21 protein-coding genes and 1 pseudogene are annotated in these 25773 nt (G+C 75.1%); 3 read left to right on the top strand and 19 right to left on the bottom strand.

Translation table 11 applies throughout. The features are described 5' to 3' along the window. Nucleotides 1-14 precede the first annotated feature (14 nt). From ACGF5C_RS01435 to ACGF5C_RS01405, 7 genes are all read right to left on the bottom strand, one after another. Nucleotides 15-713, bottom strand: coding sequence for a regulatory protein RecX (locus ACGF5C_RS01435; RefSeq protein ID WP_393295669.1), 699 nt, complete (start codon nt 711-713; stop codon nt 15-17). A gap of 14 nt (nt 714-727) precedes the next feature. Next, complete coding sequence (gene recA, locus ACGF5C_RS01430) at nt 728-1774, bottom strand: recombinase RecA (protein ID WP_088995380.1); 1047 nt, start codon at nt 1772-1774, stop codon at nt 728-730. Between the two features lie 184 nt (nt 1775-1958). Further along, on the bottom strand, nt 1959-2159 hold the full coding sequence (locus ACGF5C_RS01425; RefSeq protein ID WP_350705093.1) for a DUF3046 domain-containing protein: 201 nt from the start codon (nt 2157-2159) through the stop codon (nt 1959-1961). A gap of 4 nt (nt 2160-2163) precedes the next feature. After that, entirely contained in the window at nt 2164-3537 is a 1374-nt protein-coding gene (locus tag ACGF5C_RS01420; protein WP_393295667.1) for an MFS transporter, read from the bottom strand. A gap of 109 nt (nt 3538-3646) precedes the next feature. Beyond that, nucleotides 3647-4789 (bottom strand): acyl-CoA dehydrogenase family protein, encoded by a 1143-nt coding sequence (locus ACGF5C_RS01415; RefSeq protein WP_393295665.1) that lies wholly within the window; start codon nt 4787-4789, stop codon nt 3647-3649. Nucleotides 4790-4852: 63 nt separating this feature from the next. Beyond that, the gene (locus tag ACGF5C_RS01410) at nt 4853-5557 is read right to left on the bottom strand and encodes a UdgX family uracil-DNA binding protein (protein ID WP_393295663.1); all 705 of its coding nucleotides are present in this window, start codon (nt 5555-5557) and stop codon (nt 4853-4855) included. Between the two features lie 286 nt (nt 5558-5843). After that, nucleotides 5844-7184: an aminotransferase class I/II-fold pyridoxal phosphate-dependent enzyme gene (locus ACGF5C_RS01405; protein ID WP_393295660.1), complete on the bottom strand. Its 1341-nt coding sequence runs from the start codon at nt 7182-7184 to the stop codon at nt 5844-5846. Between the two features lie 34 nt (nt 7185-7218). On the opposite strand from ACGF5C_RS01405, the gene ACGF5C_RS01400 reads away from it, so the two are divergent. Together ACGF5C_RS01400 and leuE are read left to right on the top strand one after the other, a co-directional pair. Continuing rightward, nucleotides 7219-8463 (top strand): bifunctional pyridoxamine 5'-phosphate oxidase family protein/GNAT family N-acetyltransferase, encoded by a 1245-nt coding sequence (locus ACGF5C_RS01400; protein ID WP_393295657.1) that lies wholly within the window; start codon nt 7219-7221, stop codon nt 8461-8463. Then, complete coding sequence (gene leuE / locus ACGF5C_RS01395; RefSeq protein ID WP_350705081.1) at nt 8460-9128, top strand: leucine efflux protein LeuE; 669 nt, start codon at nt 8460-8462, stop codon at nt 9126-9128. The genes ACGF5C_RS01400 and leuE overlap by 4 nt, the downstream gene beginning before the upstream one ends. Before the next feature lie 169 nt (nt 9129-9297). On the opposite strand, the gene ACGF5C_RS01390 is transcribed toward leuE, so the two are convergent. The 11 genes and pseudogenes from ACGF5C_RS01390 to ACGF5C_RS01340 all read right to left on the bottom strand — a co-directional run bounded on the left by ACGF5C_RS01390 (nt 9298) and on the right by ACGF5C_RS01340 (nt 20311). Next, the gene (locus tag ACGF5C_RS01390; RefSeq protein WP_393295654.1) at nt 9298-10218 is read right to left on the bottom strand and encodes a sporulation protein; all 921 of its coding nucleotides are present in this window, start codon (nt 10216-10218) and stop codon (nt 9298-9300) included. A gap of 342 nt (nt 10219-10560) precedes the next feature. Continuing rightward, the gene (locus ACGF5C_RS01385; RefSeq protein WP_393295651.1) at nt 10561-11625 is read right to left on the bottom strand and encodes a hemolysin family protein; all 1065 of its coding nucleotides are present in this window, start codon (nt 11623-11625) and stop codon (nt 10561-10563) included. Next, nucleotides 11622-12971 carry a hemolysin family protein gene (locus ACGF5C_RS01380; RefSeq protein WP_393295648.1) on the bottom strand — a complete coding sequence of 450 codons (1350 nt, stop codon included), beginning with the start codon at nt 12969-12971 and terminating at the stop codon, nt 11622-11624. Before ACGF5C_RS01380 ends, ACGF5C_RS01385 begins: the two co-directional genes overlap by 4 nt. A gap of 248 nt (nt 12972-13219) precedes the next feature. Further along, nucleotides 13220-13534 (bottom strand): annotated as a pseudogene (locus ACGF5C_RS01375) (aminopeptidase); the annotation flags it as partial. A 141-nt stretch (nt 13535-13675) separates the two neighbouring features. Next, nucleotides 13676-14008, bottom strand: a complete 333-nt coding sequence (gene mnhG / locus ACGF5C_RS01370; RefSeq protein ID WP_393295645.1) for a monovalent cation/H(+) antiporter subunit G — start codon at nt 14006-14008, stop codon at nt 13676-13678. Next, complete coding sequence (locus tag ACGF5C_RS01365; RefSeq protein ID WP_393295642.1) at nt 14008-14277, bottom strand: monovalent cation/H+ antiporter complex subunit F; 270 nt, start codon at nt 14275-14277, stop codon at nt 14008-14010. The genes mnhG and ACGF5C_RS01365 overlap by 1 nt, the downstream gene beginning before the upstream one ends. A gap of 3 nt (nt 14278-14280) precedes the next feature. Beyond that, the gene (locus ACGF5C_RS01360) at nt 14281-14859 is read right to left on the bottom strand and encodes a Na+/H+ antiporter subunit E (protein WP_393295639.1); all 579 of its coding nucleotides are present in this window, start codon (nt 14857-14859) and stop codon (nt 14281-14283) included. Beyond that, nucleotides 14856-16361, bottom strand: coding sequence for a Na+/H+ antiporter subunit D (locus ACGF5C_RS01355; protein WP_393295636.1), 1506 nt, complete (start codon nt 16359-16361; stop codon nt 14856-14858). The genes ACGF5C_RS01360 and ACGF5C_RS01355 overlap by 4 nt, the downstream gene beginning before the upstream one ends. 25 nt (nt 16362-16386) lie before the next feature. After that, nucleotides 16387-16866: a Na(+)/H(+) antiporter subunit C gene (locus ACGF5C_RS01350; protein WP_393295633.1), complete on the bottom strand. Its 480-nt coding sequence runs from the start codon at nt 16864-16866 to the stop codon at nt 16387-16389. Then, nucleotides 16863-19697, bottom strand: coding sequence for a Na+/H+ antiporter subunit A (locus ACGF5C_RS01345; RefSeq protein ID WP_393295631.1), 2835 nt, complete (start codon nt 19695-19697; stop codon nt 16863-16865). Before ACGF5C_RS01345 ends, ACGF5C_RS01350 begins: the two co-directional genes overlap by 4 nt. Before the next feature lie 230 nt (nt 19698-19927). Then, nucleotides 19928-20311, bottom strand: a complete 384-nt coding sequence (locus ACGF5C_RS01340) for a hypothetical protein (protein WP_393295628.1) — start codon at nt 20309-20311, stop codon at nt 19928-19930. A gap of 170 nt (nt 20312-20481) precedes the next feature. Here ACGF5C_RS01340 and ACGF5C_RS01335 point away from each other — a divergent pair, with 170 nt between their 5' ends. Continuing rightward, nucleotides 20482-25059 (top strand): ATP-dependent helicase, encoded by a 4578-nt coding sequence (locus ACGF5C_RS01335; protein WP_393295934.1) that lies wholly within the window; start codon nt 20482-20484, stop codon nt 25057-25059. Nucleotides 25060-25090: 31 nt separating this feature from the next. On the opposite strand, the gene ACGF5C_RS01330 is transcribed toward ACGF5C_RS01335, so the two are convergent. Beyond that, complete coding sequence (locus ACGF5C_RS01330) at nt 25091-25675, bottom strand: hypothetical protein (RefSeq protein WP_393295625.1); 585 nt, start codon at nt 25673-25675, stop codon at nt 25091-25093. Between the last annotated feature and the right edge of the window lie 98 nt (nt 25676-25773).

Here is a 25773-nt window from a genome sequence, read left to right as displayed (position 1 = left end):
GCCGTCGGCTGCGCTCAGTCGACTGGGCGGCTGTCGCGGTCGAGCTCGCCCTCGGCGTCGGCGAGCGCGTCGGCGTCGATCTGCTCGGCGAACTCGGCCGCCTCGGCGCTCTGCGCGGCGAGCGCGTCCTTCACCGCCCGGATCGCCACGCCGGGCGGGTAGCCCTTGCGGGCCAGCATCGCCACCAGCCGCCGGAAGACCGCGTCCGGCTCGCCACGGGCGGACCGCAGCTTCCGCTCCACCAGGGCGCGGGCGGTCTCCGCCTCGGTCTCCTCGTCCAGCTCGCCGAGGGCCTCGCTGGCGACCTCGCCGTCGACGCCGCGCTGACGCAGCTCGTTGGCGAGCGCCCGGCGGGCCAGGCCCCGGCCGGCGTGCCGGCTGGACACCCAGGCCCGCGCGAAGGCGGCGTCGTCGATGATGCCGACCTCGTCGTAGCGGTCGAGCACCGTCGCGGAGACCTCCTCGGAGATCCCCCGCTTCGCCAGCGCCCCGGCCAGCTCGGCCCGGGTGCGCGGCCGGACGGCGAGCTGGCGCAGGCAGATCTCCCGCGCCACCTCCGACTCGTCGCGCGGCGCGGCGGGGGGCGCCTCGGGGTCGGTCTCCTCGGCACGGCCGCGGCGACCCCGCCGGGGTCGGGGCGTCGTGGTGCCGTCACCCGCGCGGGGTGGACTGGCATCCCAGCCCCGCCCCGTGCGGGCGCGTCGTCCTGCCACGGGTCAGCGACCGGTCAGAAGTCGACCGGCGGCAGCTCCGGGCCACCGGCGGCGTCGCCCGCGCCGACCCCGACGCCGAGCTTCTCCAGGATCTTCTTCTCGATCTCGGCAGCCACGTCCGGGTTCTCCCGGAGGAACTCGCGGGCCTTCTCCTTGCCCTGGCCCAGCTGGTCGCCGTCGTAGGTGTACCAGGCGCCGGACTTGCGGATGATCGCCTGCTCGACGCCGACGTCGATCAGCGAGCCCTCGCGGGAGATGCCCTTGCCGTACATGATGTCGAACTCGGCCTGCTTGAACGGCGCGGCGACCTTGTTCTTCACGACCTTGACCCGGGTGCGGTTACCGACCACGTCGGTGCCGTCCTTGAGGCTCTCGATGCGGCGCACGTCGAGCCGGACCGAGGCGTAGAACTTCAGCGCCCGGCCACCCGTGGTGGTCTCGGGGCTGCCGAACATCACGCCGATCTTCTCGCGGAGCTGGTTGATGAAGATCGCGGTGGTGCCGGTGTTGTTGAGCACACCGGTGATCTTCCGCAGCGCCTGGCTCATCAGCCGGGCCTGCAGACCCACGTGGCTGTCGCCCATCTCGCCCTCGATCTCGGCGCGCGGCACCAGCGCGGCCACCGAGTCGATCACGATGATGTCGAGCGCGCCGGAGCGGACCAGCATGTCCGCGATCTCCAGCGCCTGCTCACCGGTGTCGGGCTGGGAGACCAGCAGGGCGTCGGTGTCGACGCCGAGGGCCTTCGCGTATTCCGGGTCGAGCGCGTGCTCGGCGTCGACGAAGGCGGCGATGCCGCCGGCCCGCTGGGCGTTGGCCACGGCGTGCAGCGCGACCGTGGTCTTACCGCTGGACTCCGGACCGTAGATCTCGACGACCCGGCCGCGGGGCAGGCCGCCCACGCCGAGCGCCACGTCGAGGGCGATCGACCCGGTGGGGATGACCGCGGTCTGGATGACCGGCCGCTCCCCGAGCCGCATCACCGAGCCCTTGCCGAACTGCTTGTCGATCTGAGCGAGAGCAAGGTCGAGTGCCTTCTCCCGGTCAGGCCCTGCTGCCATCGTTGCCACCCCTGCCTTCGCCGGCGTCTTTCCTGAGCTTCGCGTCACGCGGACACGCTAGGCGCTGGGTCCGACAGAAAACCAGCCGACGGGCCGTGAGCTGTGGACGAGCACCCCGCTGTGGACAATAGCCGAACAGGTGTACGAGTCGGCAAGCGACACGCGGAAGCGACGAAATGGCTGCTCAGCGTAGTCGCGCGGGCACCCGGTCGGGATAGGCGGCGCAGACCGCCCGCCACACGACGTGCGCCTGCTCACCCGATGCCAGCGCCTGCTCGACGGTCCGGCCGCCGAGCTGGGAGAGCACCTGGTCGCGGGCGATGCTGGCCGCGTAGGCGGGGCCGAACGCCTCCTCCAACCGCGACCAGAAGTCGGTCAGCCGCACGTGATCAACCCTCCTCGTCCGGTGCGCCCGCCGGCACCGGACGCAACGCTAGCGCCACCAGGGGCACCGCCGCGACCGCCGCGAGCAGGGCGAGCACCGGATAACCCGCCACCTCCATGACAAACCCGCTGACCGCCCCGGCGGCGGCGCCGGCCAGTCCCATGGTCAGGTCGGAGAGCCCCTGGACGCTCGGCCGGATCCCCACCGGCACCGACTCCGACAGCAGGGTGGAACCGGCCACCATGGTCCCCGACCAGCCCAGGCCGAGCAGGACCAGCCCGATCGAGAGCCGGGCCGTGTGGTGCCCGGCGGTGCCGGCGACCGCGCACGCCACGAGCAGCAGCCCGACGCCGCCGAGGATCACCGCCCGGCGGCCGAGCCGGTCCGTGAGCCAGCCGGCCACCGGGGCGAGGGCGTACATGCCGGCGATGTGCAGACTCAGCACGAGACCGACCACCCGCAGCACGTCGGCGTCGGCGTGCCACTCGTGTAGGCGCACCGGGGTCATCACCATCACCGCGACCATGACCAGGTGCCCGACCGCCACCGCGGCGATGCCGAGCCGAGCGGCCGGGCGAGCGCGTACGACCGACCAGGCGGCCCGCATGCCCACGCCGCGCCGGCCGGTCGGTGCCGGCGCGACGACGGCGTCCGGCGGCGGGGTGACGGCGGGAACGGCGTCCGGCGACGGGGTGACGGGGGCCGGCCTCGGGGTGACCGGCGGGACGACGGCGGCCGCCAGCCGGCGCGCGGTCAGCAGCGGGTCGGGCCGCAGCAGCGCCAGGATCACGACGGCGGCCAGCGCCAGCGCGACGGCGCTGAACGCGAACGGACCGGCCAGCGCCGGCAGCCCCCAGCCGCTGGTGGTGCGGTCCGCGAACGCGGCGAAGTTCGGCGCGGCGACCGCGCCGATGGTGGTGGCCCAGACGATCAGGGCGAGCTGGCGGCCCCGCCGCGCCGGCTCGGCCAGGTCGACCGCGGCGTAGCGGGCCTGGAGGTTGGCCGCGCTGCCGCCGCCGAAGAGGAGCATGCCGAGGAAGAGCAGCGGGACCCAGCGGGTGACGGCGGCGAACACCACCAGGCCGCCGCCGGCCGCGCCGGTGAGATAGGCCACGACCAGGCCGGGCCGCCGGCCGTGGCCGTTCATGATCCGGGTGACCGGCACCGCGAGCAGGGCCCCGCCCACCACGGCGGCGCTGCTCACCAGCCCGGCCACGGCGGTGCCGGCGATGTCCGCGGCGAGCAGCGCCCCGACCGCGACGCCGACCGTCACCCCGATCCCGCCGACGATCTGGGTGACGAAGAGCAGCCGCAGGGTACGCCGCTGGATCAGCGTGACGTCGGGCGCGACGGGTGGCGCGGCGAGGTCGGTGGCCATCGGCGGCTCCTTCGGCGGTAAGGGGCGGGGTGCCCATCTCATCCTTGCGCACCCGGCGCGCCGCCCCGCAGCCGGTCGCCTCCCCGGCTGCGTCCCTCCCCCGGCTGCGCTACAGGCCCAGCCCGCGGCCGATGATCTCCTTCATGATCTCGGTGGTGCCGCCGTAGATCGTCTGCACCCGCCCGTCCAGCCAGGCCTTCGCCACCGGGTACTCCAGCATGTAGCCGTAGCCGCCGTGCAGTTGCACGCAGCGGTCGGCGACCTTGTTCTGCAGCTCGGTGGTCCACCACTTCGACTTGGCCGCGTCGGTGACCGAGAGCCGGCCGGCGTTGTACTCCGCGACGCAGTGGTTGACGAAGGTGCGCGCGATGGTGACCTCGGTGTCCAGCTCGGCCAGGAGGAAGCGGTTGTGCTGGAACGCGCCGATCGGCCGGCCGAACGCCTGCCGGGAGCGGGCGTAGTCGAGGGTGACGGCGAGCAGCCGCTCGGCGGCGGCCACCGCGGCGACCGCGATGCTGAGCCGCTCCCGGGGCAGGTTGGCCATCAGGTGGTAGAAGCCGTGGTTCTCGGTGCCGATCAGGTTCTCCGCCGGCACCCGGCAGTCGGAGAAGAACAGCTCGGCGGTGTCGTTGGCCTTCAGCCCGACCTTGGCCAGCCGTCGGCCGCGGGAGAAGCCGGGGGTGCCGTCCTCCACGGCGACCAGGCTCACCCCGTGCGCGCCCTGGTCGGGCGCGGTGCGGACGACCACGACCACCAGGTCGGCCATCTCCCCGTTGGTGATGAAGGTCTTCTGGCCGTTGAGCACCCAACTGTCGCCGTCGCGGACCGCGCTCGTGCGGATTCCGGCGAGGTCGGAGCCGGCGCCGGGCTCGCTCATCGCGATCGCCGTGACGAGGTCGCCGGAGCAGAACCCGGGCAGCCAGCGCTTGCGCTGGTCCTCCGTGGTCAGCTCGGTCAGGTACGGCGCCACCACGTCGTTGTGCAGCCCGAAGCCGAGGCCGGTGCAGCCGGCGGCCACGATCTCCTCGGCCAGCACCGCGTTGAACCGGAAGTCCCGCTGCCCGCCGCCGCCGTACGCCGGGTCGACGTCCGTGCCCAGCAGGCCGGCCGCCCCGGCCCGACGCCACACCTCGCGGTCGACGATCCCGGCGGCCTCCCAACGCTCGTGGTGGGGCACGGCCTCCCGGTCCAGGAACTCGCGGCACAGCTCGCGGAAGTCCTCGTGGTCGCGCTCGTAGAGATGCTGCTCCATGGCCGCCAGTGTGGCACCGCGCACCCGCCCTGCCCAGGGGCCGACGGGTGGCTCGGTGACGGCTCAGCCAGCGAGGGCGCGGGCGGCCACGGCGAGGTCTGCGACCAGCCCCTCGTACGCCTTGTCCTGGTCGTCGGCGCGGAGCACGGCGGACGGGTGGATGGTGGCCAGCAGCCGGGCCGGCGGGGCGTCGGCGACCGTGCCCTTCGCGTCCACCGGCACCCGCTGGAAGTCCTCCGGGTGCTGGGCCGACGCCGGCCAGGGCAGCAGCTCGCCGCGCTGCCGGGTGACCCGGAACGTCGGGCCGAGCAGCGCCTTGGCCGCGGTCGCGCCGAGCACCACCACGATCTCCGGGCGCAACTGGGCGAACTCGGCCACCAGCCAGGGCCGGCAGGCGGTGACGTGCACCCGGTCCGGTGTCTGGTGGATGCGCCGCTTGCCGCGCAGCTCGAACCTGAAGTGCTTCACGGCGTTCGTGAGGTAGATGTGCCCGGGATCGAGCCCGGCGTCGTCGACCGCCTTGCGGAGCAGCCGACCGGCGGGGCCGACGAACGGCAGCCCCTTCTGGTCCTCCATGTCACCGGGCTGCTCGCCGACGAAGACCACCCGCGCGCCGGCGTCGCCGCGACCGAACACGGTCTGCGACGCGTCCCGGTACAGCTCGCAGCCCCGGCAGCCGCCGGCGGCGGCGCGCAGGTCGTCGAGGGTGTCGGCCTGCGGCGGGATGAACTTCTGCGCGCCCGGCGCGGTCTCGGTCTGCTCGGCCATGTCGACTGTTATATACCCGTTCGGGCTGCGATGCCGGTCCGCCCTGCCTCCGCACGACGTCCCACCGGCGGCCGGGCCGTCAGTATCCGCCGCCGTCGCCGCCACCGGACGCCAGCGCGATCACCACGATCACGAGCACGATCACCGCCACCACGACGGCGATCCAGACGCCTCTCCTCGATCCCGACGAAACCATGGTCGTCCACCTCCGGCACCGCGCTTACCCACCCGGCGTCTGGTCACGCCCGCGCCCGGCACACCGACACGCCGCCGGCCCGGGCGCGGGTCATGCGGTGAAACCGGATGACCCGGCGGGCCGGACGGCGCGGGCGACGGCGTCGGCGAGCGGTGCCACCTCGCCGTCGTCCAGCGAGCTGACGGTGATCCGCAACCCCGGCGGGCCGGCGAGACGGTAGAGCGCGCCGGGCGCGACCGCCCAACCGGCGTCGCGCAGTGCGGTCAGCGCGCTGGTCTCGTCCGCCACCGGCAGCCACACGTTGATGCCGCTGCGCCCGTGGGCGGCGAGGCCATGGCCGGCAAGCGCGTCGACCAGCGCCCCGCGCCGCCGCTCGTAGCTGGCGGCGGCCCGGTCCACCAGCCCGGCCACCGCGGGGTCGCGCCACAGCGACAGGACCAGCCGTTGCAGCACGGTGGAGACCCAGCCGGCGCCGACCCGGGCCCGGCCGGCCACCCGGGCCACCGTGGTCTCGTCCCCCACCAGCACGGCCAGCCGCAGGTCGGGACCGAACGGCTTGCTCACCGAGCGGACGAAGGCCCACGTCGGGGTCGCCCCGGCGAGCGGGTGCAGCGGTACGCGGGCCAGCTCGGCGGCGTGGTCGTCCTCGATCAGCAGCAGGTCGGACCGGCCGGCGAGCAGCGTACGCAGGTCCTCGGCCCGCCCGGCGGAGACCGCCGCGCCGGTGGGGTTCTGCGCCCGGCTGGTCACGATCAGCGCCCGGGCCCCGGCGGCGAGCGCAGCCCGGACGCCCTCGACGAGCGGACCGTCGTCGTCAACCGGCACCCCGATCGGCCGCAGCCCGAGCGCGGCGACCAGGTCGAGCAGGTTGGCCCAGCCCGGGTCCTCGACGGCGACCGCGTCGCCGGGGCGCAGGTGCGCGCCGAGCAGCCGCTCGATGCCGTCCAGGGCGCCGCCGGTGAGGGTCAGCTCCGCCGCCGGCACGCCGTCGGCGGCCAGCCGCTCGCGGGCCGCCTCGGCGAGTTCGGGCAGCACCCCGGCGGCCGAGTACCCGACGGGCGGCCCGGCGTCGGCCGCGAGCCCGGCCAGGTGCGCCCCCAGCGGCGGCAGCAGCCGCGGGTCGGGCTCGCCCAGGGAGAGGTCGCGCAGGCCGGGGGCGGGTGGCGGGTGCAGCGCGGAGCGGCGGGCCGCCACCGGCGGGCGGGGCCGGACCCGGGTGCCGTGCCGGCCGGCGGTGACCACCAGGCCCCGCTGGCGCAGCTCCTGGTAGGCCCGGGCCACGGTGGCCGGGCTGACCGCGAGCTGGGCGGCGAGCGCGCGCACGGCCGGCAGGGCGGCGCCGGGGGCGAGGGCGGCGGAACGGATGCCCGACTCGATGCTGGCCGAAATCTCGACGGCCGTCGCACCGGTGACCTGATAGCGTGCTGACACAAATCGGAGATTGTACTAGAACAAAGGCGGGAGCATGTACGCACGCACCGACCGGACCACCGCCAGCCGCTCCCGGGACCGGATGAGCTACGACGCCGCCGCCGCGCACGCGATCCTCGACGAGGCGTACCACTGCGCGCTCGGGTTCACCGTCGACGGCGAGCCCCGGGTGCTGCCCACCCTGCACGTCCGCATCGACGACACCCTCTACCTGCACGGCTCCACCGGCAGCCGGCCACTGCTCGCCGCCCGGGGCGACGGGCTGCCGGCCTGCGTCACGGTGACCCTGCTCGACGGCCTGGTCTACGCGCGCTCCCAGTTCAACCACAGCGCCAACTACCGGTCGGTCGTCGCGTACGGCACCGCGCACCTGGTCACCGACGAGCGGGAGAAGGCGCGGGTGCTCACCGCGCTGGTGGAGAAGGTCGGCGCCGGGCGCAGCGCCGACAGCCGACCGCCGTCGCGCCGGGAGCTGGCCGAGACCGCCGTGCTGGCCCTCCCGCTGCGGGAGGTCTCCGTCCGCTCCCGCACCGGCGGGGTACGCGACGACGAGGCCGACCTCACCCTGCCGCACTGGGCCGGGGTGGTGCCGCTGCGGCTCACCGCCGGGCTGCCCGAGCCGGACGCCGGGGTGACCGCGCCGGTGCCGGCGTACCTGCGGCCGGCCCCCACGAAGTGGCTGGAACCGGCAGTGCTGCGCGGGGAGCACGTGGTGCTGGAACCCCTCGACCTCGCGCACGCCGACGAGCTGCACGCGGCGACCGCCGATCCGGAGGTCTGGCAGCACCTGGGCAGCCCGCTGCCGGCCGACCCCGCCGGCACCGCCGAGGTGGTCGCCACCGCGCTGGCCGCCCACCGCCGGGGCGAGCGGGTGCCGTGGGTGCAGCGCTGCGCCGTCACCGGCGCGGTGGTCGGCACCACCTCCTACTACGAGGTGGACCCGGAGCGCCGGTCGGTGGCGATCGGCTACACCTTCCTGGGCCGGCCGTGGTGGCGCACCGGGATCAACACCGAGGCGAAGCTGCTGCTGCTCACCCGCGCATTCGAGGAGCTGGGCGCGGTGCGGGTGGTCTGGCACACCGACATCCGCAACGAGCGCTCCCAGCGGGCGATCGAGCGCCTCGGCGCGTCCCGCGAGGGGGTGCTGCGGATGCACAAGCTCCGCCCGGACGGCTCGTGGCGGGACACCGTGCAGTATTCGATGACCGTCGACGAGTGGCCAAACGCACAGGTCGCGCTGCGGGAAAGGCTTCGCCGGACGGCACCGGCGGCCCGATGATGTCGGGCGTGCTGGGCATCACCGACATCTGGACGTACGTGCTGGGCACCGTGGCGATCGTTCTGTTGCCCGGGCCCAACTCCCTCTTCGTGCTCTCCACCGCCGCGCAACGCGGTGTGGCCGCCGGCTACCGGGCCGCCGGCGGGGTCTTCGTCGGCGACGGGGTGCTGATGTTCCTCTCCGCCGCCGGGGTGGCGTCGCTGCTCAAGGCGTACCCGCCGCTCTTCCTGGTGATCAAGTACGCCGGCGCCGCGTACCTCGGCTACGTGGGGTTGACGATGCTGCGCGGCGCGTGGCGGCGCTGGCGCGACCGCAACGACCCGGCCACGCCGCGGCTGATCGACGCCGCGGAGCCGGTGGCGATGCGCAGCCCCTTCCGCAAGGCGCTCGTGGTCAGCCTGCTCAACCCGAAGGCGATCCTGTTCTTCGTCTCGTTCTTCATCCAGTTCGTCGACCCGGGCTACGCCTGGCCGGCGCTGTCGTTCCTCCTGCTCGGGCTGATCGCCCAGGTCACCAGCGCGCTCTACCTGACCGCGCTGATCTTCGCCGGGACCTTCCTGGCGGCCCAGTTCCGCCAGCGCCGCCGCCTCGCCGCCGGTGCCACCACCGGCGTCGCCGCCCTCTTCCTCGGCTTCAGCCTGAAACTCGCCACCGCCACCGTCTGACCTCCCCTTCCCCCCTCCCCTCCCCCTCGCCCCTCCCCGCCTGACCTCCCGCGATCTTGCACTTTTGGCCCTCGTTGTGGGCGGTAAGTCCGATATGCCGGGGGCGCAAAGCGCAAGATCGTGGGAGCGAGGGTGGGGGTGGGGTGGGAGCGAGGGTGGGGGTGGGTGGTCAGGTGCCGTCGCCGGAGCCGCCGATGCCGGCTCCGCCGGCGGTGCCGCCCAGGCCGAAGCCGGGGCGGGTGGGCTCGTCCGGCGGGCGGCTGACGTGCGCCGACTCCGCGATGGTCGCGGACCAGTCGGCGTGCGCGGCGGCCGCGGCATGCCGGTTGATCGCCGCACGCAGCCAGCCGTCCACCGTCGCCACCCAGTCCCGCCGGTCGGCGCCGACGTGCCAGATCCGGAAGCGACTGATGCTCTGGTGGGTGATCCCGGCCAGGGCCAGCCGCCGGTCCATCCAGAAGATGACCTCCAGGCCGGCCGGGTTGGCGATGAAGACCAGCTCCAGCTCGGTGATCGGCCCGGCGTAGAGCGGCGCCACCCAGAATCCCAGCCGCTGGTGCAGCGGCAGGGTCTGTTCCACCCCCGGCAGCCGGGCGTCGACCAGGCCGGCCTGGCGCATGCTGAAACCCAGCGTGTCGAGGGCGGCCAGGATGTGCGCCTGGGTGGGCAGCGGGTGCACGAAGACCGGCACCATCGCGCCCTGGTCGAGCCGCGGCTCGACCGCCACCTCGGTGCGCAGGCCCATCCGCAGGCTGAGCAGGGGCACCCCGCCGAAGATGGTCACCGGGGTCTCCCAGGGCAGCGGGAACTCGAACGGGATCGTGCGGCCCCGCCCCGCCCGCAGCACGAAGCCGTCGGCGACGGTCGCCTGGTGGAACTGCACCAGGCGACGGGGCGCCTCCGGGTCGTCCGGCTCCGCCGTGGTGACCAGGCCGAGCCGGACGTGCAGCACCGGCACGTCGGTCGAGCCGGCGATGACCGTGACCCGCCCGGGCAGCCGCAGCCCGGGGCGGGTACTCGGGTTGGCCAGGGCGGTGCGGACGGAGAGCCCGGTCCACCCGGACTCCGGCGACACCCCGGTCAACCGCACCCGCACTCCCCCGTCCGCATCCCGCGCCCCGGCGGGCCCGCTGGGACCGGCCTCGCCGCGACCCGGCGCGCGGGTCACCCCGCGCAGCCCGTGCGCCACCCGGCCCCCCGGCCCATGCGCCACCCGATACCGGGCCGGACGCCACCCGGCACCGGCCCGAGGGCCACCCGGTACCGGCCGGTGCGCCAACCGGCACCGGCCCCTGCGCCAACCCGGCCCGGTCCCTCCAGCCTCGCGGACCTGGCGGGCGTCCGTGCGGTCTTCGCCGAAGACCAACACGGTCCCGACGTGGCCGGACCACGCCGGGCCGCCCCACGCCTCACCCGGGGCGGCCCGCGGGTCTCACCTCATGCGTCGGCCGCGCGGCACCGGGTCGGTCTCGTCGTCGAACTCGCCGATGACCTCCTCCAGGAGGTCCTCCAGCGCGACGAACCCGATCGGCCGGGTCGGGCCGCCGCCGTTGCGCACGAGCGCGAGCTGGGACTGCCGGGCCCGCATCGCCGCCACCGCGTCGGTCACCGTGGCCGCGGCGGGCAGGGTGAACGCGCTGGTCATCAGGTCGCCGGCGGTGACCCTGCGGCCCGTGGTGGTGGCCCGCACCGCCTCCCGGACGTGGACGAGACCGCAGACGTCGCCGTGCGCGTCCAGCACGGCCAGCCGCGACCGGCCGCTGTCCCGGCTGACCTGCTCGATCCGGGCGGCGTCCTCGTCCCGGCGGACCGTCACCATCTGGTGGAACGGCTCCATCACCTGGGCCACCGTGGTGCCCTGCAATTCCAACATGCTGGTCAGCAACTGGTGCTGCTCGACGCCGAGCAGCCCGTGCTCGCGGGACTGCTCCAGCAGGATGCGCAGCTCGTCGGGGCCGTGCACCTGGGCGAGCTGGTCCTGCGGGTTGACCTTGACGAGCCGCAGCATCGCGTTGGCCAGGGCGTTCATCACCGACAGCACCGGCCGGGCGACCCGCGCGAAGGCGCGGAACGGCAACGCCAGCAGCATCGCCGAGCGCTCGGCGTCGGTGATCGCCCAGGACTTCGGCGCCATCTCGCCGACCACCAGGTGCAGGAAGGTGACCAGGCTGAGGGCGAAGACCAGCGCGACCGCGTGGCTCGCGGCGTCCGGCAGCCCGACCGCGTGCAGCAGCGGGCTGAGCAGGTGCTCGATCGCCGGCTCGGCGAGCGCACCGAGCCCCAGGGTGCACAGCGTGATGCCGAGCTGCGCGCCGGCGAGCATCAGCGACAGCTCGCGTACGCCCTCCAGGGCGGCCCGGGCGGCCCGGCCGCCACCGGCCGCCGCCTGCTCCAGGCGGTAGCGCTTGCTGGCCACTAGGGCGAACTCGGCCGCCACGAAGAAGCCGTTCAGCGCCAGCAGGATCACCGACGTGAACAGCGCGATGCCCGGGCTCACTCGGACACCTCCCCGGACTCGGCGAGCCGCAGCCGGACCGAGTCGGCCACGTGCCGGTCGACGGCCAGCACCTCGACCAGGGCGCGCGGCTCGACCGCGCCGTCCTCGCCGTCGGCGAGCAGGCTGATCTCCAGCCGGTCACCGACCTCGGGCACCCGGCCCAACTCCCGCATGACCAGGCCGGAGAGGGTGTCGTACTCCGGGGCCTCGGGCAGCTCGATGCCGGTGCTGTCGGCGACCTCGTCGATGCGCCAGCGCGCGGGCACCACCCAGGAGCCGTCCTCCTGCCGGGCCGGGGCCCGCTCGGGCGGGTCGTCCTCGTCCCGGATCGGGCCGACCAACTCCTCGGCGATGTCCTCCAGCGTGATCACGCCGGCGAAGCCGCCGTACTCGTCGACCACGCAGGCGAGCTGCCGGTGACCGGAGCGGAGGCGGTCCAGCACGGTCGGCAGCGGCAGCGTCTCGGGCACCAGCAGCGGCGGGCCGGCGACCGCGCTGACCAGGGTGGTCGCGCGCCGCTCGGGGGGCACCCCGAGCACGTCGGCGATGCCGATGACGCCGATCAGGTCGTCGACGCCCTCCGCGCCGCGCACCGGGAAGCGGGACTTGCCGGTGTCCAGCAGCTCCACCACCCGGCTGACCGGCTCGTGCGCGCGTACGGTGTGCACGTCGACGCGGGGCACCATGGCCTCGCCCGCGGTCAGCTCGCGGAAGTCGAGCCCCCGGTCGAGCAGCGTGGACATCTCGGCGGTCAGGTGCCCCTCCTGGCGGGACTCGGCGATGATCTGCTCCAGGTCCTCCGGGGTGGCGCCGCTGGGCAGCTCCTCGATCGGCTCGATGCCGACGCGGCGGAGCAGCCGCACCGCGGCGCGGTCGAAGAGCTTGATCAGCGGGCCGGCCACCTTGAGGTACATCAGGGTGGAGCGGCTCAGGGCCTTGGCCAGGGGTTCGGCGCGGGCGATGGCGAGGTTCTTCGGGGCCAGCTCGCCCAGGACCATCTGCACCACGGTCGCGATGACCAGGGCCAGGGCGACCGAGAGCGGCAGGCTGACCGCCGTGGAGACGCCGGCCACCCCGAGCAGTTCGGCCAGCCCGGCGCCGAGGAACGGCTCGGCGACGTAACCGACCAGCAGGGCGGTGACGGTGATGCCGAGCTGCGCGCCGGAGAGCATGAACGACAGCCGGCCGGTCACCTCCAGGGCCCGGGCGGCGGCCTTGTCGCCGTCGTCGGCGAGCTGCTTGAGCCTGCCCCGGTCGACGGCGACGTAACCGAACTCCTGGGCCACGAAGTAACCGGTGGCGGCGGTGAGCACGATGATGAAGAGGAGACCAACGACGATCAACACGGGTCGCTCAGGGCTCCCGGGGACGTCAGGGTCGGGATACGCCGGGCAGAACCCGGCTGGCTACTGCTGCCCTCCTGGGCAGAGGAGTCGATCATGCAGCCATTTTATCCGCGTCGGCTGTACGCCCGCTGAAGGTGCGTCGAAGGCCCCCTGCCGTCCGGTTACCCGGCGTGGACAGGGGGCGGTTACCCGGCGAGGACAGGGGGCCGTTGCCCGGCGTAGGCAGGGGGCCGTTGCCCGGCGTGGGCAGGGGGCTGCGCCGGCGCGATCAGGTTGTAGCCGGTGGCGCCGTTGTAGGTGAACGACTGCACCACGGTGCTGAACCCGGCCACGTCGAAGCTGGCCCTTACGTAGTTGACGGAGGCGAGGTAACCGGGGCGGCCGTGCGCCCGGTTGCCGCCGTTGGCGGTGGCGATGGACTGGAACTGGGACAGGTGCGCCTTCACGTTGGCCAGTGGGACTTCGGGCGCGGCCAGCGCCGCCGGGCCAGCGGCGACGGGGACGGCAGGGGCGGCCGGAGCGACGGTGCCGGTGGGCGCGGCGGTCGCCGAGGAGGCGGTCACGACCGCCGCCGCCGGGCGGTCAGGTCGTCCTGGATCTCGGGCGCCCGCCGGTCGAGGCCGGGCCGGAGCGCCGCGTTGGTGCCCTGCCTCGATCGCACGGATCGGCGCCGCGGGCGAATCGGCCTGAGCCTGATGCGGCGGTCAGCGCTCGGCGAGCTCGTCGGCGTCGAGGAGGTCGGGGTCCACCCGGCCGGCGCGGTAGGCGGCCCGGCCGATCATCTGCGCGGCCACCGGAGCGGTCGCCAGCTGGAAGACCCCGACCAGGGCCACCATGCCCAGGTCGGCCGGGGTGCGCAGCCGCAGGGCCACGCCGAGCAGCAGGAGCAGCACGCCGAGCACCTGCGGCTTGGTGGCCGCGTGCATCCGGTCCAGCGTGGCCGGGAAGCGCAGCACCCCGATGCCGGCGGCGAGACTCAGCAGCGCGCCGGCCACCAGGCAGCCGGCGCCGACCCAGTCGGCGACGGTGCCGAACATCACCCCTCCTCCTCTTCGCGGGCGGCGAAGCGGACCAGCGACACCGAGCCGATGAAGCCGAGCAGGGAGAGCACCACCAGCACCGGCAGGGTGGTGGCGTGGCGGTTCACCGCCGCCTCGGCGCCGACGGCGCCGACCATGGTGGCGAGCAGCATGTCGGCGGCGACCACGCGGTCGATCAGGGACGGCCCCCGGTAGAGCCGGGCCAGCGCGAGCAGCGCGGTCACCGAGAACAGGACGGTGAGGACGACGACGAGGAACGCGGTCACGGTCTAGGACCCCCTCTCGACGGGTTCGGTGGCCACCTGGCGTAGCTCCGCGGCGGAGCCGACCGCCCGGACGATCCGCCGCTCGACGGCGAGGATCCGCTTCCGGCTGTCGGTCAGGTCCTGCGGGCCGTGGACGTCGAGCACGTGCACGTAGAGGACCCCGGCGTCCCGGTCGACCTCGACAATCAGGGTGCCCGGCACCAACGAGATCGCCTCGGCGGTGAGCGCCAGATTCAGGTCGGTACGCACGCGCAGCCGGACCGCGATGATCGCGCCCCGCGGGCGGTAGCCCGGCTGCACCGCGATCCGGGCGACGTGCAGGCTGGCGCTGACCAGCTCGCCGACGAAACGCACCAGGAAGACCAGCAGTGGCCCGGGGCGCAGCCGCCCGCCGAAGGTGACCGGCGGCAGCGGGAAGAACAGCAGCACCGCCCCGGCCACCAGCGCCCCGCCGACCAGGTTGCCCCAGGAGAACTCGCCCCAGAGCAGGCTCCAGACCAGCACCAGCCAGCCGAGGGCGATCAGCTGGTCCCGCCACCGCGTCGCCCGCTCCGGCGGCGGCGCGCTGGACTCCGGGTTCACGGGGCGCCGCCGGGCAGCACGGAACGGATGTACGGGGTGCGCTCGCGCAGGTCGACGGCCGCGTCGGCGGTGACGTCGAAGAGCGGCCCGGCGACGACGGTCAGCACCAGCCCCAGCGCGACCAGCGCGACCGTCGCGCCGACCATCAGCCGGGGCAGCCGGACCGCCGGCTCGGCGGTGGCCAGCCGGGGGGCGCGCCAGAAGGCGATGTTCCACACCCGCGAGGCCACGTAGAGGGTGAGCAGGCTGGTCACGGCCCCGGCCGCGACCAGTGCGCCGGGCAGCGGCCCGCCGGCCGCCACCCCGGCCTGGAGCAGGCCGAGCTTGCCGAGGAACCCGGAGAACGGCGGCACGCCGGCGAGGTTCATCGCCGGCACGAAGAAGAGCATCCCGAGCAACGGCGCCACCCGGGCCAGCCCGCCGATGCGGCGCAGGTCGGTGCTGCCCGCCCGCTCCTCGACCAGCCCGGCGACCAGGAACAGCGTGGTCTGGATGGTGATGTGGTGCACCACGTAGAAGATCGCGCCGGACAGCCCGGCCACGGTGCTCAGCGCCACCCCGAAGATCATGTAGCCGATGTGGCTGACCAGGGTGAACGAGAAGAGCCGCTTCATGTCGGACTGGGCCACCGCGCCGAGGATGCCGACCACCATGGTCAGCCCGGCCACCACCATCAGCAGCCCGGCCACCTGACCGTCGGGGAAGAGCAGCGTCTCGGTCCGGATGATCGCGTAGACGCCGACCTTGGTGAGCAGGCCGGCGAAGACCGCCGTGACGGGGGCCGGCGCGGTCGGGTAGCTGTCCGGCAGCCAGGCAGAGAGCGGGAAGACCGCCGCCTTGACCCCGAAGGCGAGCAGCAGCGTCAGCTGCAGACTGAGCCGTACGCCGTCCGGCAGGGCGTCCAGCCGGTGGGCGAGCTGGGCCATGTTCAGCGTGCCGGTGGCCGCGTACACGAGGCCCACCGCGGTGAGGAACAGCATCGAGGAGAGGATGCTGACCACCACGTACGTCGAGCCGGTGCGGATCCGCGCCTCGGTGCCGCCGAGGGTGATCAGCACGAAGCTCGCGGCCAGCAGGATCTCGAACCCGACGAAGAGGTTGAACAGGTCGCCCGCGAGGAACGCGTTCGTCACGCCGGCGGTCAGCACCAGGTAGGTGGGGTGGTAGATGGTCACGGGGACGGTCTCGCCGAAGTCCCCCTGGCCCTGCCCGACGGAGTAGAGCAGCACGCACAGCGTCACCGCCGACGAGACCACCAGCATCAGCGCGGCCAACTGGTCGGCGACCAGCACGATGCCCACCGGCGCCGGCCACCCGCCGACCTGCACCACCACCGGCCCGTGCCGGTACGCCTGCACCAGCAGCAGCGCCGCCACCGCCAGCGTGCCGGCGAGGCAGGCCACGCTGACCACCCGTTGCAGGTGGGGCCACCGGGCCAGCAGCAGCGTCAGCGCCGCGCCCAGCAGCGGCACCACCACCGGCAGCGGCACGAGGGCGCTCACGGGGCGGCCCCTCGCGCGTACCCGGTCATCCGGGACCGTCCCCGGGCCGGCGCCGGCGCGGCAGCTCGGGGTCGACCTGCTCGGGGTCGGCGTCCGGGCCCTCGCCGCCGAGGTCGGCGGCGGCCACCTCGTTGCGCTCCGCCGCCCGCCTGATCTGCCGGTCCTCGATGTCGTCGGGGACCTCGTCGTCACCGGTCAGGTACCAGCTGCGGTAGCTCACGGCCAGCAGGAACGCGGTCAGCCCGAAGGTGATCACGATCGCGGTGAGGATCATGGCCTGCGGCAGCGCGTCACTCAGCCGGCCGGCGGGCGCGGCGCCGACCACCGGGGCGGCGCCGGCCCGCCCACCCATCAGGATGAGCGCGTTGACCCCGTTGCTGACCAGGATGACGCCGAGCAGGATCCGGGTCAGGCTGCGCTCCAGCAGCAGGGTGACCCCGCAACCGACCAGTACGCCGACGGCGACGACCAGCACCAGGGTCGGTCCCTCCACCCCCGGCCTCACGTCCGCTCCCCGCCCCGGTCGACGCGCAGCCCGCCGCCGGAACCGCTGGCCGCCTCGATGTGCCGGTCCACCTCGGCGCCGAGACTGCGCAGGATGTCCAGCATCAGCCCGACCACGACGAGGTAGACCCCGACGTCGAAGAAGAGGGACGTGACCAGGTAGAAGTCGCCGATCAGCGGCAGCCACAGGTCGATCCGGGCGCTCTCGAGCACCGATCCGCCCGCGAGCAGCGCGATCACCCCGGTGCCGATCGAGACAAGGAGGCCGGCGCCGAGCACCGTGCCGGCGCCGACCGGCGCGGCCTCGGCCAGCTCGTCGCGGCCGCCGGCCAGGTAGCGCACGACCAGCGCCAGGCTCGCCACCAGGCCGCCGGCGAACCCGCCACCCGGGGCGTTGTGGCCGGAGAAGAGCAGGAACAGGGAGAAGACCACCACGGTGTGGAAGATCAGCCGGGTGACCACCTCCAGCACGATGGAACGCCGCCGCTCGTGCAGGCTCGCGCCGCCGCGCAGCCAGACCGGGCGGCCCGGCCGGCGCGCCGGACCGGACGGCTCGGGGCGGCGCGGACGCGGCCCCGTCCGGGACCGCTGGAAAATCAGACTGGCCACGCCGGTCGCGGCCACCACCAGCACCGCCAACTCCCCCATGGTGTCCCAGGCGCGGATGTCGACGAGGGTCACGTTGACCACGTTGCGGCCGTACCCCTGGCTGACGGCGAGGTCGGGGAAGGCGTCGGAGATGGTGGGCGCGTCCCGGGCCGCCGCGGCGGTCAGCGCCAGTCCGGCCGCCACCACGCCGGCCGCCACGCCGATCGCCCGGCGCACCCAGCGGCGCCGGCGCGGGCGGGCCGAGAACCGCTCGGGCAGCCGGCGCAGCACCAGCACGAACACCGCGATGGTCGCGGTCTCGACGAGGAACTGCGTCAGCGCCAGGTCCGGCGCGCCGTAGAGCACGAAGAGCATCGCGCTGCCGTAGCCCGTCATCCCCACCAGCAGCATCGCCGTCAGCCGCCGCCGGGCGCCCACCCCGAGCACCGCCGCCACGGTCACCACGGCCACCACCACGACCTGCAACGGGCTGTCCCAGAGGTCGATCCGGTTCCGCCACGGCCGGGTGGCCAGCATCGCCCCACCGGGCAGCATCGTGAGGGCGAGCAGGATGATCCCGAGGTACTGCGGCAGCGAACCCCGCTGGGTGACGCTGGTGACCTCGATGGCCAGCCGGTCGAATCGGCCGATGACCCACTCGTACCCCTGGTTGCCGCTGACCGGGACGTGCAGCCGGGCCAGCGCCGGGGCGAGGGGGCCGCGCAGCGCGTGCAGCGCCGCTCCGCCGGCCACGGCGACGGCGGAGAAGCCGAGCGCGGGGCTGAGGCCGTGCCACAGCGCCAGGTGCCCGCCGACCGTGCCGAAGAGTTCGGCGTACGGGGCGAGCAGGCCGTCGAGGATCCCGGCGGCCGGGCCGGCGGCCAGCCCGAGGACGGCCAGCAGCGCCGGCGGGGCGAGCATCGGCACGGCGATCCGCCCCGGGTCGGAGGGCTCCACGCCGGGCCGGGTGGCGAACGCGCCCCAGACGAACCGGGCGCTGTAGGCGACGGTGAGCGCGGTGCCGGCCACCAGCACGGCGAGCACCACCGGCCGGTCGGTGAAGGCGGCCAGCACGGCCTCCTTGGCGACGAAGCCGACCAGCGGCGGCAGGCCGGCCATCGACGCGGCGGCGAGCACCGCGACGGCGGCCAGCAGCGGCGCCCGCCGGCCCAGGCCGGACAGTTCCCGCAGGTCGCGGCTGCCGGCGCCGTGGTCGACGATGCCGACGACGAGGAACAGCGCCGCCTTGAACAGGGCGTGGGCCAGCAGCATGGCCACGCCGGCCAGCGCGGCGTCCGGGGTGCCCGCCCCGACGACCACGGCGAGCAGGCCGAGCTGGCTGACCGTGCCGTACGCCAGCAGCAGCTTCAGGTCGGTCTGCCGCAGCGCCGCCCAGCCGCCCGCCAGCATGGTCGCCAGGCCGGCGACCACCACCACCGGCCGCCACGGGCCGACGCCCGCCAGCACCGGGGCGAGCAGCCCGATCAGGTAGACGCCGGCCTTCACCATCGCGGCGGCGTGCAGGTACGCGCTCACCGGCGTGGGGGCCGCCATCGCCACCGGCAGCCAGGAGCTGAACGGCAGCACCGCCGACTTGGACAGCGCCCCGGCCAGGATCAGCAGCACCGCCGTGACCACGTACGCCCCGCCGGGCAGCGGACCGGCAGCGATCTCGGACCACCGGTAGCTGCCGGCGTGGTGGCCGAGCATGATGAACCCGACCAGCATGGCCAGCCCGCCGAGGGTGGTCACGGTCAGCGCCTGGGCGGCTGCCCAGCGGCTGGCCCGCCGCTCCGTGCTGTGCCCGATCAGCAGGTACGAGAAGATCGTGGTCAGCTCCCAGCAGACGTAGAGCAGCAGCAGGTCGTCGGCGAGAACGAGCCCGAGCATCGCCCCGGCGAAGGCCACCAGCACGGCCGCGAACCGGGCCATCCCGACCGCCCCGGGGCCGAAATAGCGGGCGCTGTAGACGAGGACCAGCGCGCCGACGCCGCCGACGAGCAGCGTCATCAGCCAGGACAGGGTGGTCAGCCGCAGCGCCAGGTCGAGCCCGAGCTGCCGGATCCACGGGTACGTCTCCACCACCGCCCCGCCGTCGCGGACGGCCGGCGTGCGGGCCAGCGCCCAGCCGAAGGCGGCAGCCGGCGCCAGCGCCAGCGCGTAGCAGGCACGCGGACCCCACCACCGGACCAGCAGCGGCGCCAGGAGGGCCGCCACGAGGTGGAGGATCAGCAGTACGAGCACCCGCACTCCCGGTCGAGGTGGCAGCGGCGCGCGCCGGAGGTGGGCCGGCACCTAGGTGCGATCAGACGCCAGATGACCGCCCGTCGGGCCGTTTTGCGGGAATTCGTACCCTCGGCCGGCCTTGCCGTTCTCGCGTGGACTGCCCGGTTCGGGGCCGAAAGGGCGTGGTGCGGCGCGGTCAGCCGACGGTGATGTCGGCGGCGGGGACGGCGGGCTCCCGGGCGGCGCGGTCAGCCGACGGTGATGTCGGCGGCGGGGACGGCGGGCTCCCGGGCGGGGCGCTCCCGGCGGGTCTCCACCAGCAGATCAGGGCGGTCGAGCTGGAGCACCACCTTGTTGACCACCCGCTGGGCGGCGGCGAGCGACCGCACCGACAGCAGCCGACCCCGGCTCTCCCGGCGCAGCACGAAGTAGTGCACCGCAGCGCGCACCTGGCCCCGGTCGGCGGCGCTGGCCTGGGCGGTGGAGACCACCAGCTCCCGCAGCGCCGCGGCCAGCCGCTCGGCCAACTCCAGCTCCGGGCCGGCGAGACCGGCGCGGACGGCGGCGAGATGACTGTCGACCTTGCGGATGAGCACGTCGGTGCCGGGCTCGAAGCTCCGCTCGACGGTCATCCGATCACCTCCACCCCGGTCAGCTCCGAGTGAAGTTACTTTATGTTGCGCGCCGCGAGCAAGCAGTTAAGTAAGACTTAACGCACTCAACGGCACAACCATCGCGTATGAGCCGGACCAGGACACATCAGCGCCCGCCAGGGGAACGGATGTCAGACGGCCGGGGCAGGATGGATGGTGTGACGGATGCGATGGCGGGTTTCGGCGCGGCCACCCGGGAATGGTTCACCGCCGCCTTCGCCGCGCCCACCGCCGCCCAGGCCGGTGCCTGGAATTCCGTCGCCGCCGGCCGCAACGCGCTGGTGGTGGCGCCCACCGGCTCCGGCAAGACGCTCGCCGCGTTCCTCTGGTCACTCGACCGGCTGGCCCGCGAGCCGGCCCCGGCCGACCGCCGGCACCGGTGCCGGGTGCTCTACGTCAGCCCGCTCAAGGCGCTCGCGGTCGACGTCGAGCGCAACCTGCGCACGCCGCTGGCCGGGATCCGGCAGGCCGCCACCCGGTTGGGCGTCGCCCCGCCGGAGATCACCGTGGGGATGCGCACCGGCGACACCCCCGCCGACGAGCGGCGCGCGTTCGCCCGCACCCCGCCCGACATCCTCATCACCACGCCCGAGTCGCTGTTCCTGCTGCTGACCTCCGCCGCCCGCGACTCCCTGCGCGGCGTCGAGACGGTCATCGTCGACGAGGTGCACGCGGTGGCCGGCACCAAGCGCGGGGCGCACCTCGCGCTCTCTCTGGAGCGCCTCGACGGGTTGCTGCCCGCGCCGGCGCAGCGGATCGGCCTGTCCGCCACGGTCCGGCCGGTCGACGCGTGCGCCCGCTTCCTCGGCGGCGCCCGGCCCGTCGACGTCGTCGCCCCGCCCACCGCGAAGACGATCGAGGTCAGCGTCCAGGTGCCGGTGGAGGACATGACCCGCCTCGACGAGCAGGAGGCGCCGGAGGACGACCTCGGCGGGCCCGGGCCGCGCCGGGCGTCGATCTGGCCGGCGGTCGAGGAGCGCGTCTTCTCCCTGATCCGGGCACACCGCTCGACCATCGTCTTCACCAACTCGCGCCGCTCCGCCGAGCGCCTCTGCGCGCGGCTCAACGAGCTGGCCGCCGACGAGTTGGCCAGCCCGCCCGCCGGGCCCGGAGCGGGGGACGGCCCCACCGGCCCGGCGCGCCGCACTCCGGCCGAGATGATGGCCCAGGCCGGTGGGGCGGCCGGCGCGCCGACCGTGATCGCCCGCGCCCACCACGGCAGCGTCTCCCGGGAGGAGCGCAAGCACATCGAGGAGGCGCTCAAGTCCGGCCAGCTGCCCGCCGTGGTGGCCACCTCCAGCCTGGAGCTGGGCATCGACATGGGCGCGGTCGACCTGGTCGTGCAGATCGAGGCGCCGCCCAGCGTGGCCGCCGGCCTGCAGCGGGTGGGTCGGGCCGGGCACCAGGTCGGCGCGGTCTCCCGGGGCGTCGTCTTCCCCAAGCACCGAGGCGACCTGCTGTCCTGCACGGTCGTGGCCGAGCGGATGGGCGGCGGCGCCATCGAGGAGCTGCACTACCCGCGCAACCCGCTCGACGTGCTCGCCCAGCAGATCGTCGCCATGGTCGCGCTGGAGCCGTGGCACGTCGGCGACCTGGCCGTCCTGGTCCGCCGGGCGGCGCCCTTCGCCGAGCTGCCCGACTCGGCCCTGCACGCCGTGCTCGACATGCTCTCCGGCCGCTACCCGTCCACCGCGTTCGCCGAGCTGCGGCCCCGGCTGGTCTGGGACCGCGCCACCGACACGCTCACCGGCCGGCCCGGCGCGCAGCGGCTCGCGGTGACCAGCGGCGGCACCATCCCCGACCGGGGGCTCTTCGGCGTCTTCCTGGCCGGCGCCGAACGGGCCGCCCGGGTCGGCGAGCTGGACGAGGAGATGGTCTACGAGTCGCGGGTCGGCGACGTGTTCCTGCTCGGCTCCTCGTCCTGGCGGATCGAGGAGATCACGCCCGACCGGGTGCTGGTCTCCCCAGCCCCCGGGCAGGCGGCGAAGATGCCCTTCTGGAAGGGCGACCAGCTCGGCCGGCCCGTCGAGCTGGGCCGGGCCATCGGCGCCCGGGTGCGCGCCCTGCTGCGGCAGGACGACAAGACCGCCGTCGCCGCGCTGCGGGCCGGCGGGCTCGACGACTGGGCCGCCGGCAACCTGATGGCCTACCTGCGCGAGCAGAAGGAGGCCACCCGGTCCCTGCCCGACGACCGCACGGTGGTGGTCGAGCGGTTCCGCGACGAGCTGGGCGACTGGCGGCTGGCCGTCCACAGCGTCCTCGGCGCCCGGGTCAACGGGCCGTGGGCGCTGGCGATCGGCCGCCGGCTCACCGAGCGCTACGGGGTGGACGCCCAGGTGATGCCGTCCGACGACGGCATCGTCGTCCGCCTGCCCGACACGGCCGACGAGCCGCCGGGCGCGGACGTGGTGGTCTTCGAGCCGGAGGAGATCGCACAGCTCGTCGAGGAGTCCGTCGGCACCTCCGCGCTGTTCGCGTCCCGGTTCCGGGAGTGCGCCGCCCGGTCGCTGCTGCTGCCCCGCCGCGACCCGCGCCGCCGCCAGCCGCTGTGGCAGCAGCGTCAGCGCGCCGCCCAACTGCTCGACGTCGCCCGCGAGTACGCCGACTTCCCGGTCACCCTCGAAGCCGCCCGGGAGTGCCTCCAGGACGTCTTCGACCAGCCCGCGCTGGCGGAGCTGATGCGGGACCTGGCCGCCCGCAAGGTCCGTCTGGTCGAGGTGGAGACCGCCCAGCCGTCGCCGTTCGCCCGGTCGCTGCTGTTCGGCTACGTCGGGGCCTTCCTCTACGAGGGCGACGCCCCCCTCGCGGAGCGACGGGCGGCCGCGCTGGCGCTGGACTCGGCCCTGCTCGGCGAACTGCTCGGCCGCGTCGACCTGCGCGAGCTGCTCGACCCGGCGGTGCTGGCCGAGACCGACCGGCAGCTGCGCTGGCTGACCGAGCAGCGCCGCCCGCGCGACGCGGAGGACGTGGTCGAGCTGCTCCGGGTGGTCGGCGACCTGTCCGAGGCCGAGCTGGCCGAGCGGGGCGCGCCCGTGGAATGGCTGACCGGGCTGGCGGCCGCCCGCCGGGTGCTGCGGGTGCGCATCGCCGGCGAGGAGCGCTGGGTGGGCGTCGAGGACGCGGCCCGGCTGCGCGACGCCCTCGGCGTGGCCCTGCCGGTCGGGGTCGCCGAGGCGTACCTCGCCCCGGTGGCCGACCCGCTGGGCGACCTCGTCGCCCGCTACGCGCGTACGCACGGCCCGTTCGCGGCCGCCACCTGCGCCGCCCGGTTCGGGCTCGGGGTGGCCGTGGTGGAGCAGGCGCTGCGCCGGCTCGCCGCCACCGGGCGGGTCGTCTCCGGCGAGTTCACCCCGGACACGGCCGGCGCCCAGTGGTGCGACGCGGAGGTGCTGCGCCTGCTGCGCCGCCGGTCCCTCGCCGCGCTGCGCCGGGAGATCGAGCCGGTGCCGCCCCGCGCGCTGGCCGCGTTCCTGCCCCGGTGGCAGCAGGTCGGCTCGTCGGCGCGCGGCGTGGAGGCGCTGGCCGCGGCGGTCGAGCAGCTCCAGGGGGCGGCGGTGCCGGCGTCGGCCCTGGAACGCCTGGTGCTGCCCGGCCGGGTCGCCGACTACTCCCCCGCCCAGCTCGACGAGCTGTGTGCCAGCGGCGAGGTGCTCTGGGCCGGCTCGGGGGCGATCTCCGGCGGGGACGGCTGGGTCACCCTCGCGTACGCGGACGCCGCCCCGCTGCTGCTGCCCCCGCCCGACGAGGCGCTCACCCGCACCCCGCTGCACGACGCGGTGCTGGAGGCGCTCGGCGACGGGCAGGCGTTGTTCTTCCGGTCGCTGTCCGACCGGGTGGGCTCGACGGACGACGCCGCGTTGACCGCGGTCGTCTGGGATCTGGTCTGGGCCGGCCAGCTCACCAACGACACCCTGGCCCCACTGCGGGCGGTGCTCGGCGGCGGCGGGGCGCACCGGTCCCGCCCGACCGCGCCGCGCACCCGCTACCGCCGCCCCGGGCGGGTGGCCCTGCCGACCCGAGGCGGCCCGCCGACCGTCGCCGGGCGCTGGTCGCGCCTGCCGGAGCGCGACACCGACCCCACCCGCCGCGCCGCCGCCCTGGCCGACGTGCTGCTCGAACGGCACGGCGTGGTGACCCGGGGGGCGGTCATGGCCGAGCAGGTGGCCGGCGGGTTCGCCGCGGTCTATCCGGTGCTCTCCGCACTGGAGGAGCGCGGTGCGGCCCGGCGGGGCTACTTCGTCGAGGGGCTGGGGGCGGCGCAGTTCGCGGTGCCGGGCGCGGTGGACCGGATCCGGGCGCTGGCGGAGCCGGCCGACGGCGGGCGGGGGCGCGGCGGGCCCACCCTGGTGCTCGCCGCGACGGACCCGGCCAACCCGTACGGGGCGGCGCTGCCCTGGCCGGAACGGGTGGTCGACTCGGGCGACGGGGCCGCCCCGGCGACCGGGCACCGGGCGGGGCGCAAGGCCGGCGCCCTGGTGGTGCTGGTCGCCGGCGACCTGGTGCTCTACGTCGAGCGCGGCGGGCGGACCATCCTCTCCTTCAGCGACGACGCCGACACGCTGGCGGCGGCCGGCAAGGCGCTCGCCGACGCGGTCCACTCCGGCGCGCTGGGGGCGATGTCGGTCGAGCGGGCCGACGGCGAGGCGGTGCGCTCCTCGCCGCTGCGCGACGCGCTCACCGCCGCCGGCTTCCGGGCCACCCCACGCGGCCTGCGCCTGCGCGGCTGAACCACGCCGGGAGGCGGGGTGGCCGGGCGCGTCAGCGCAGGCCGGTGAGGACCTTCTCGTACCTGGCGCGGTCAGTCTTGGGCGTCCTCGCCTCCAGGTAGTTGAGCACCACCGTGCCGCGCCGGAAGGACTGACCGCCCCAGGTCTCGGCGATGTCGCTGGCGCTCGACTCGTCCGGGAAGACGTAGACGGTGACGGCGTCGGTGGCGATCAGCTCGGAGCAGCCCAGGCCGAGGCCGTCCGGCCCGCAGTCGACCGAGCGGTCCCGCGGGTTCGGCACCTTCAGCCCGGCCGCCTTGAACGCGTCGACGACCTGCCGCGCGCCGAGCGTCCCGGTCGGCCGGGCGGGCAACTCCACCGGCGGCGGGCTGGCGGGGCGGCGTTCGGTGGTTCCGGCGCTCGGCCCGGCCGGACCCGCGCCGGTGGACAGTACGGCGGGCGTCGTGGCCGTCCCCGGCGCGGCCGTGGGGCCCGACGGCACGTCGGCGGCCGGCGTCGACGCCGAGGCGGCCGGGGGCGCGGCGCGCGGCGGTTCTTCCGCGTCGTCGCCGCAGGCGGCGGTCAGGGCGGCGGCGATCACGAGCACCGCGACGGCGGGCAGGCTCCGGTTGCTCACCCCTGGCAGTCTGCCCAACCCGGTCCCGTCCCGGCAGTGGCCGGTCGGCCATCCGGCTGTCCCATATCCGCCAGCGCCCGGTCGACCCCGAATCCCGG

It is taken from the genome of Micromonospora sp. NPDC047620 (assembly GCF_043205005.1).
Classification (GTDB): domain Bacteria; phylum Actinomycetota; class Actinomycetes; order Mycobacteriales; family Micromonosporaceae; genus Micromonospora.
This window is presented reverse-complemented; position numbering and strand designations above follow the sequence as displayed.

Excerpts from the sequence above, each read along its gene's own strand:
- ACGF5C_RS01340 (WP_393295628.1), bottom strand. The coding sequence starts at position 20,311 with ATGACCGTCGAGCGGAGCTTCGAGCCCGGCACCGACGTGCTCATCCGC.
- recA (WP_088995380.1), bottom strand. The coding sequence starts at position 1,774 with ATGGCAGCAGGGCCTGACCGGGAGAAGGCACTCGACCTTGCTCTCGCT.
- ACGF5C_RS01410 (WP_393295663.1), bottom strand. The coding sequence starts at position 5,557 with ATGGCCGAGCAGACCGAGACCGCGCCGGGCGCGCAGAAGTTCATCCCG.
- leuE (WP_350705081.1), top strand. The coding sequence starts at position 8,460 with ATGATGTCGGGCGTGCTGGGCATCACCGACATCTGGACGTACGTGCTG.
- ACGF5C_RS01335 (WP_393295934.1), top strand. The coding sequence starts at position 20,482 with ATGGATGGTGTGACGGATGCGATGGCGGGTTTCGGCGCGGCCACCCGG.
- ACGF5C_RS01415 (WP_393295665.1), bottom strand. The coding sequence starts at position 4,789 with ATGGAGCAGCATCTCTACGAGCGCGACCACGAGGACTTCCGCGAGCTG.
- mnhG (WP_393295645.1), bottom strand. The coding sequence starts at position 14,008 with ATGTTCGGCACCGTCGCCGACTGGGTCGGCGCCGGCTGCCTGGTGGCC.
- ACGF5C_RS01420 (WP_393295667.1), bottom strand. The coding sequence starts at position 3,537 with ATGGCCACCGACCTCGCCGCGCCACCCGTCGCGCCCGACGTCACGCTG.
- ACGF5C_RS01400 (WP_393295657.1), top strand. The coding sequence starts at position 7,219 with ATGTACGCACGCACCGACCGGACCACCGCCAGCCGCTCCCGGGACCGG.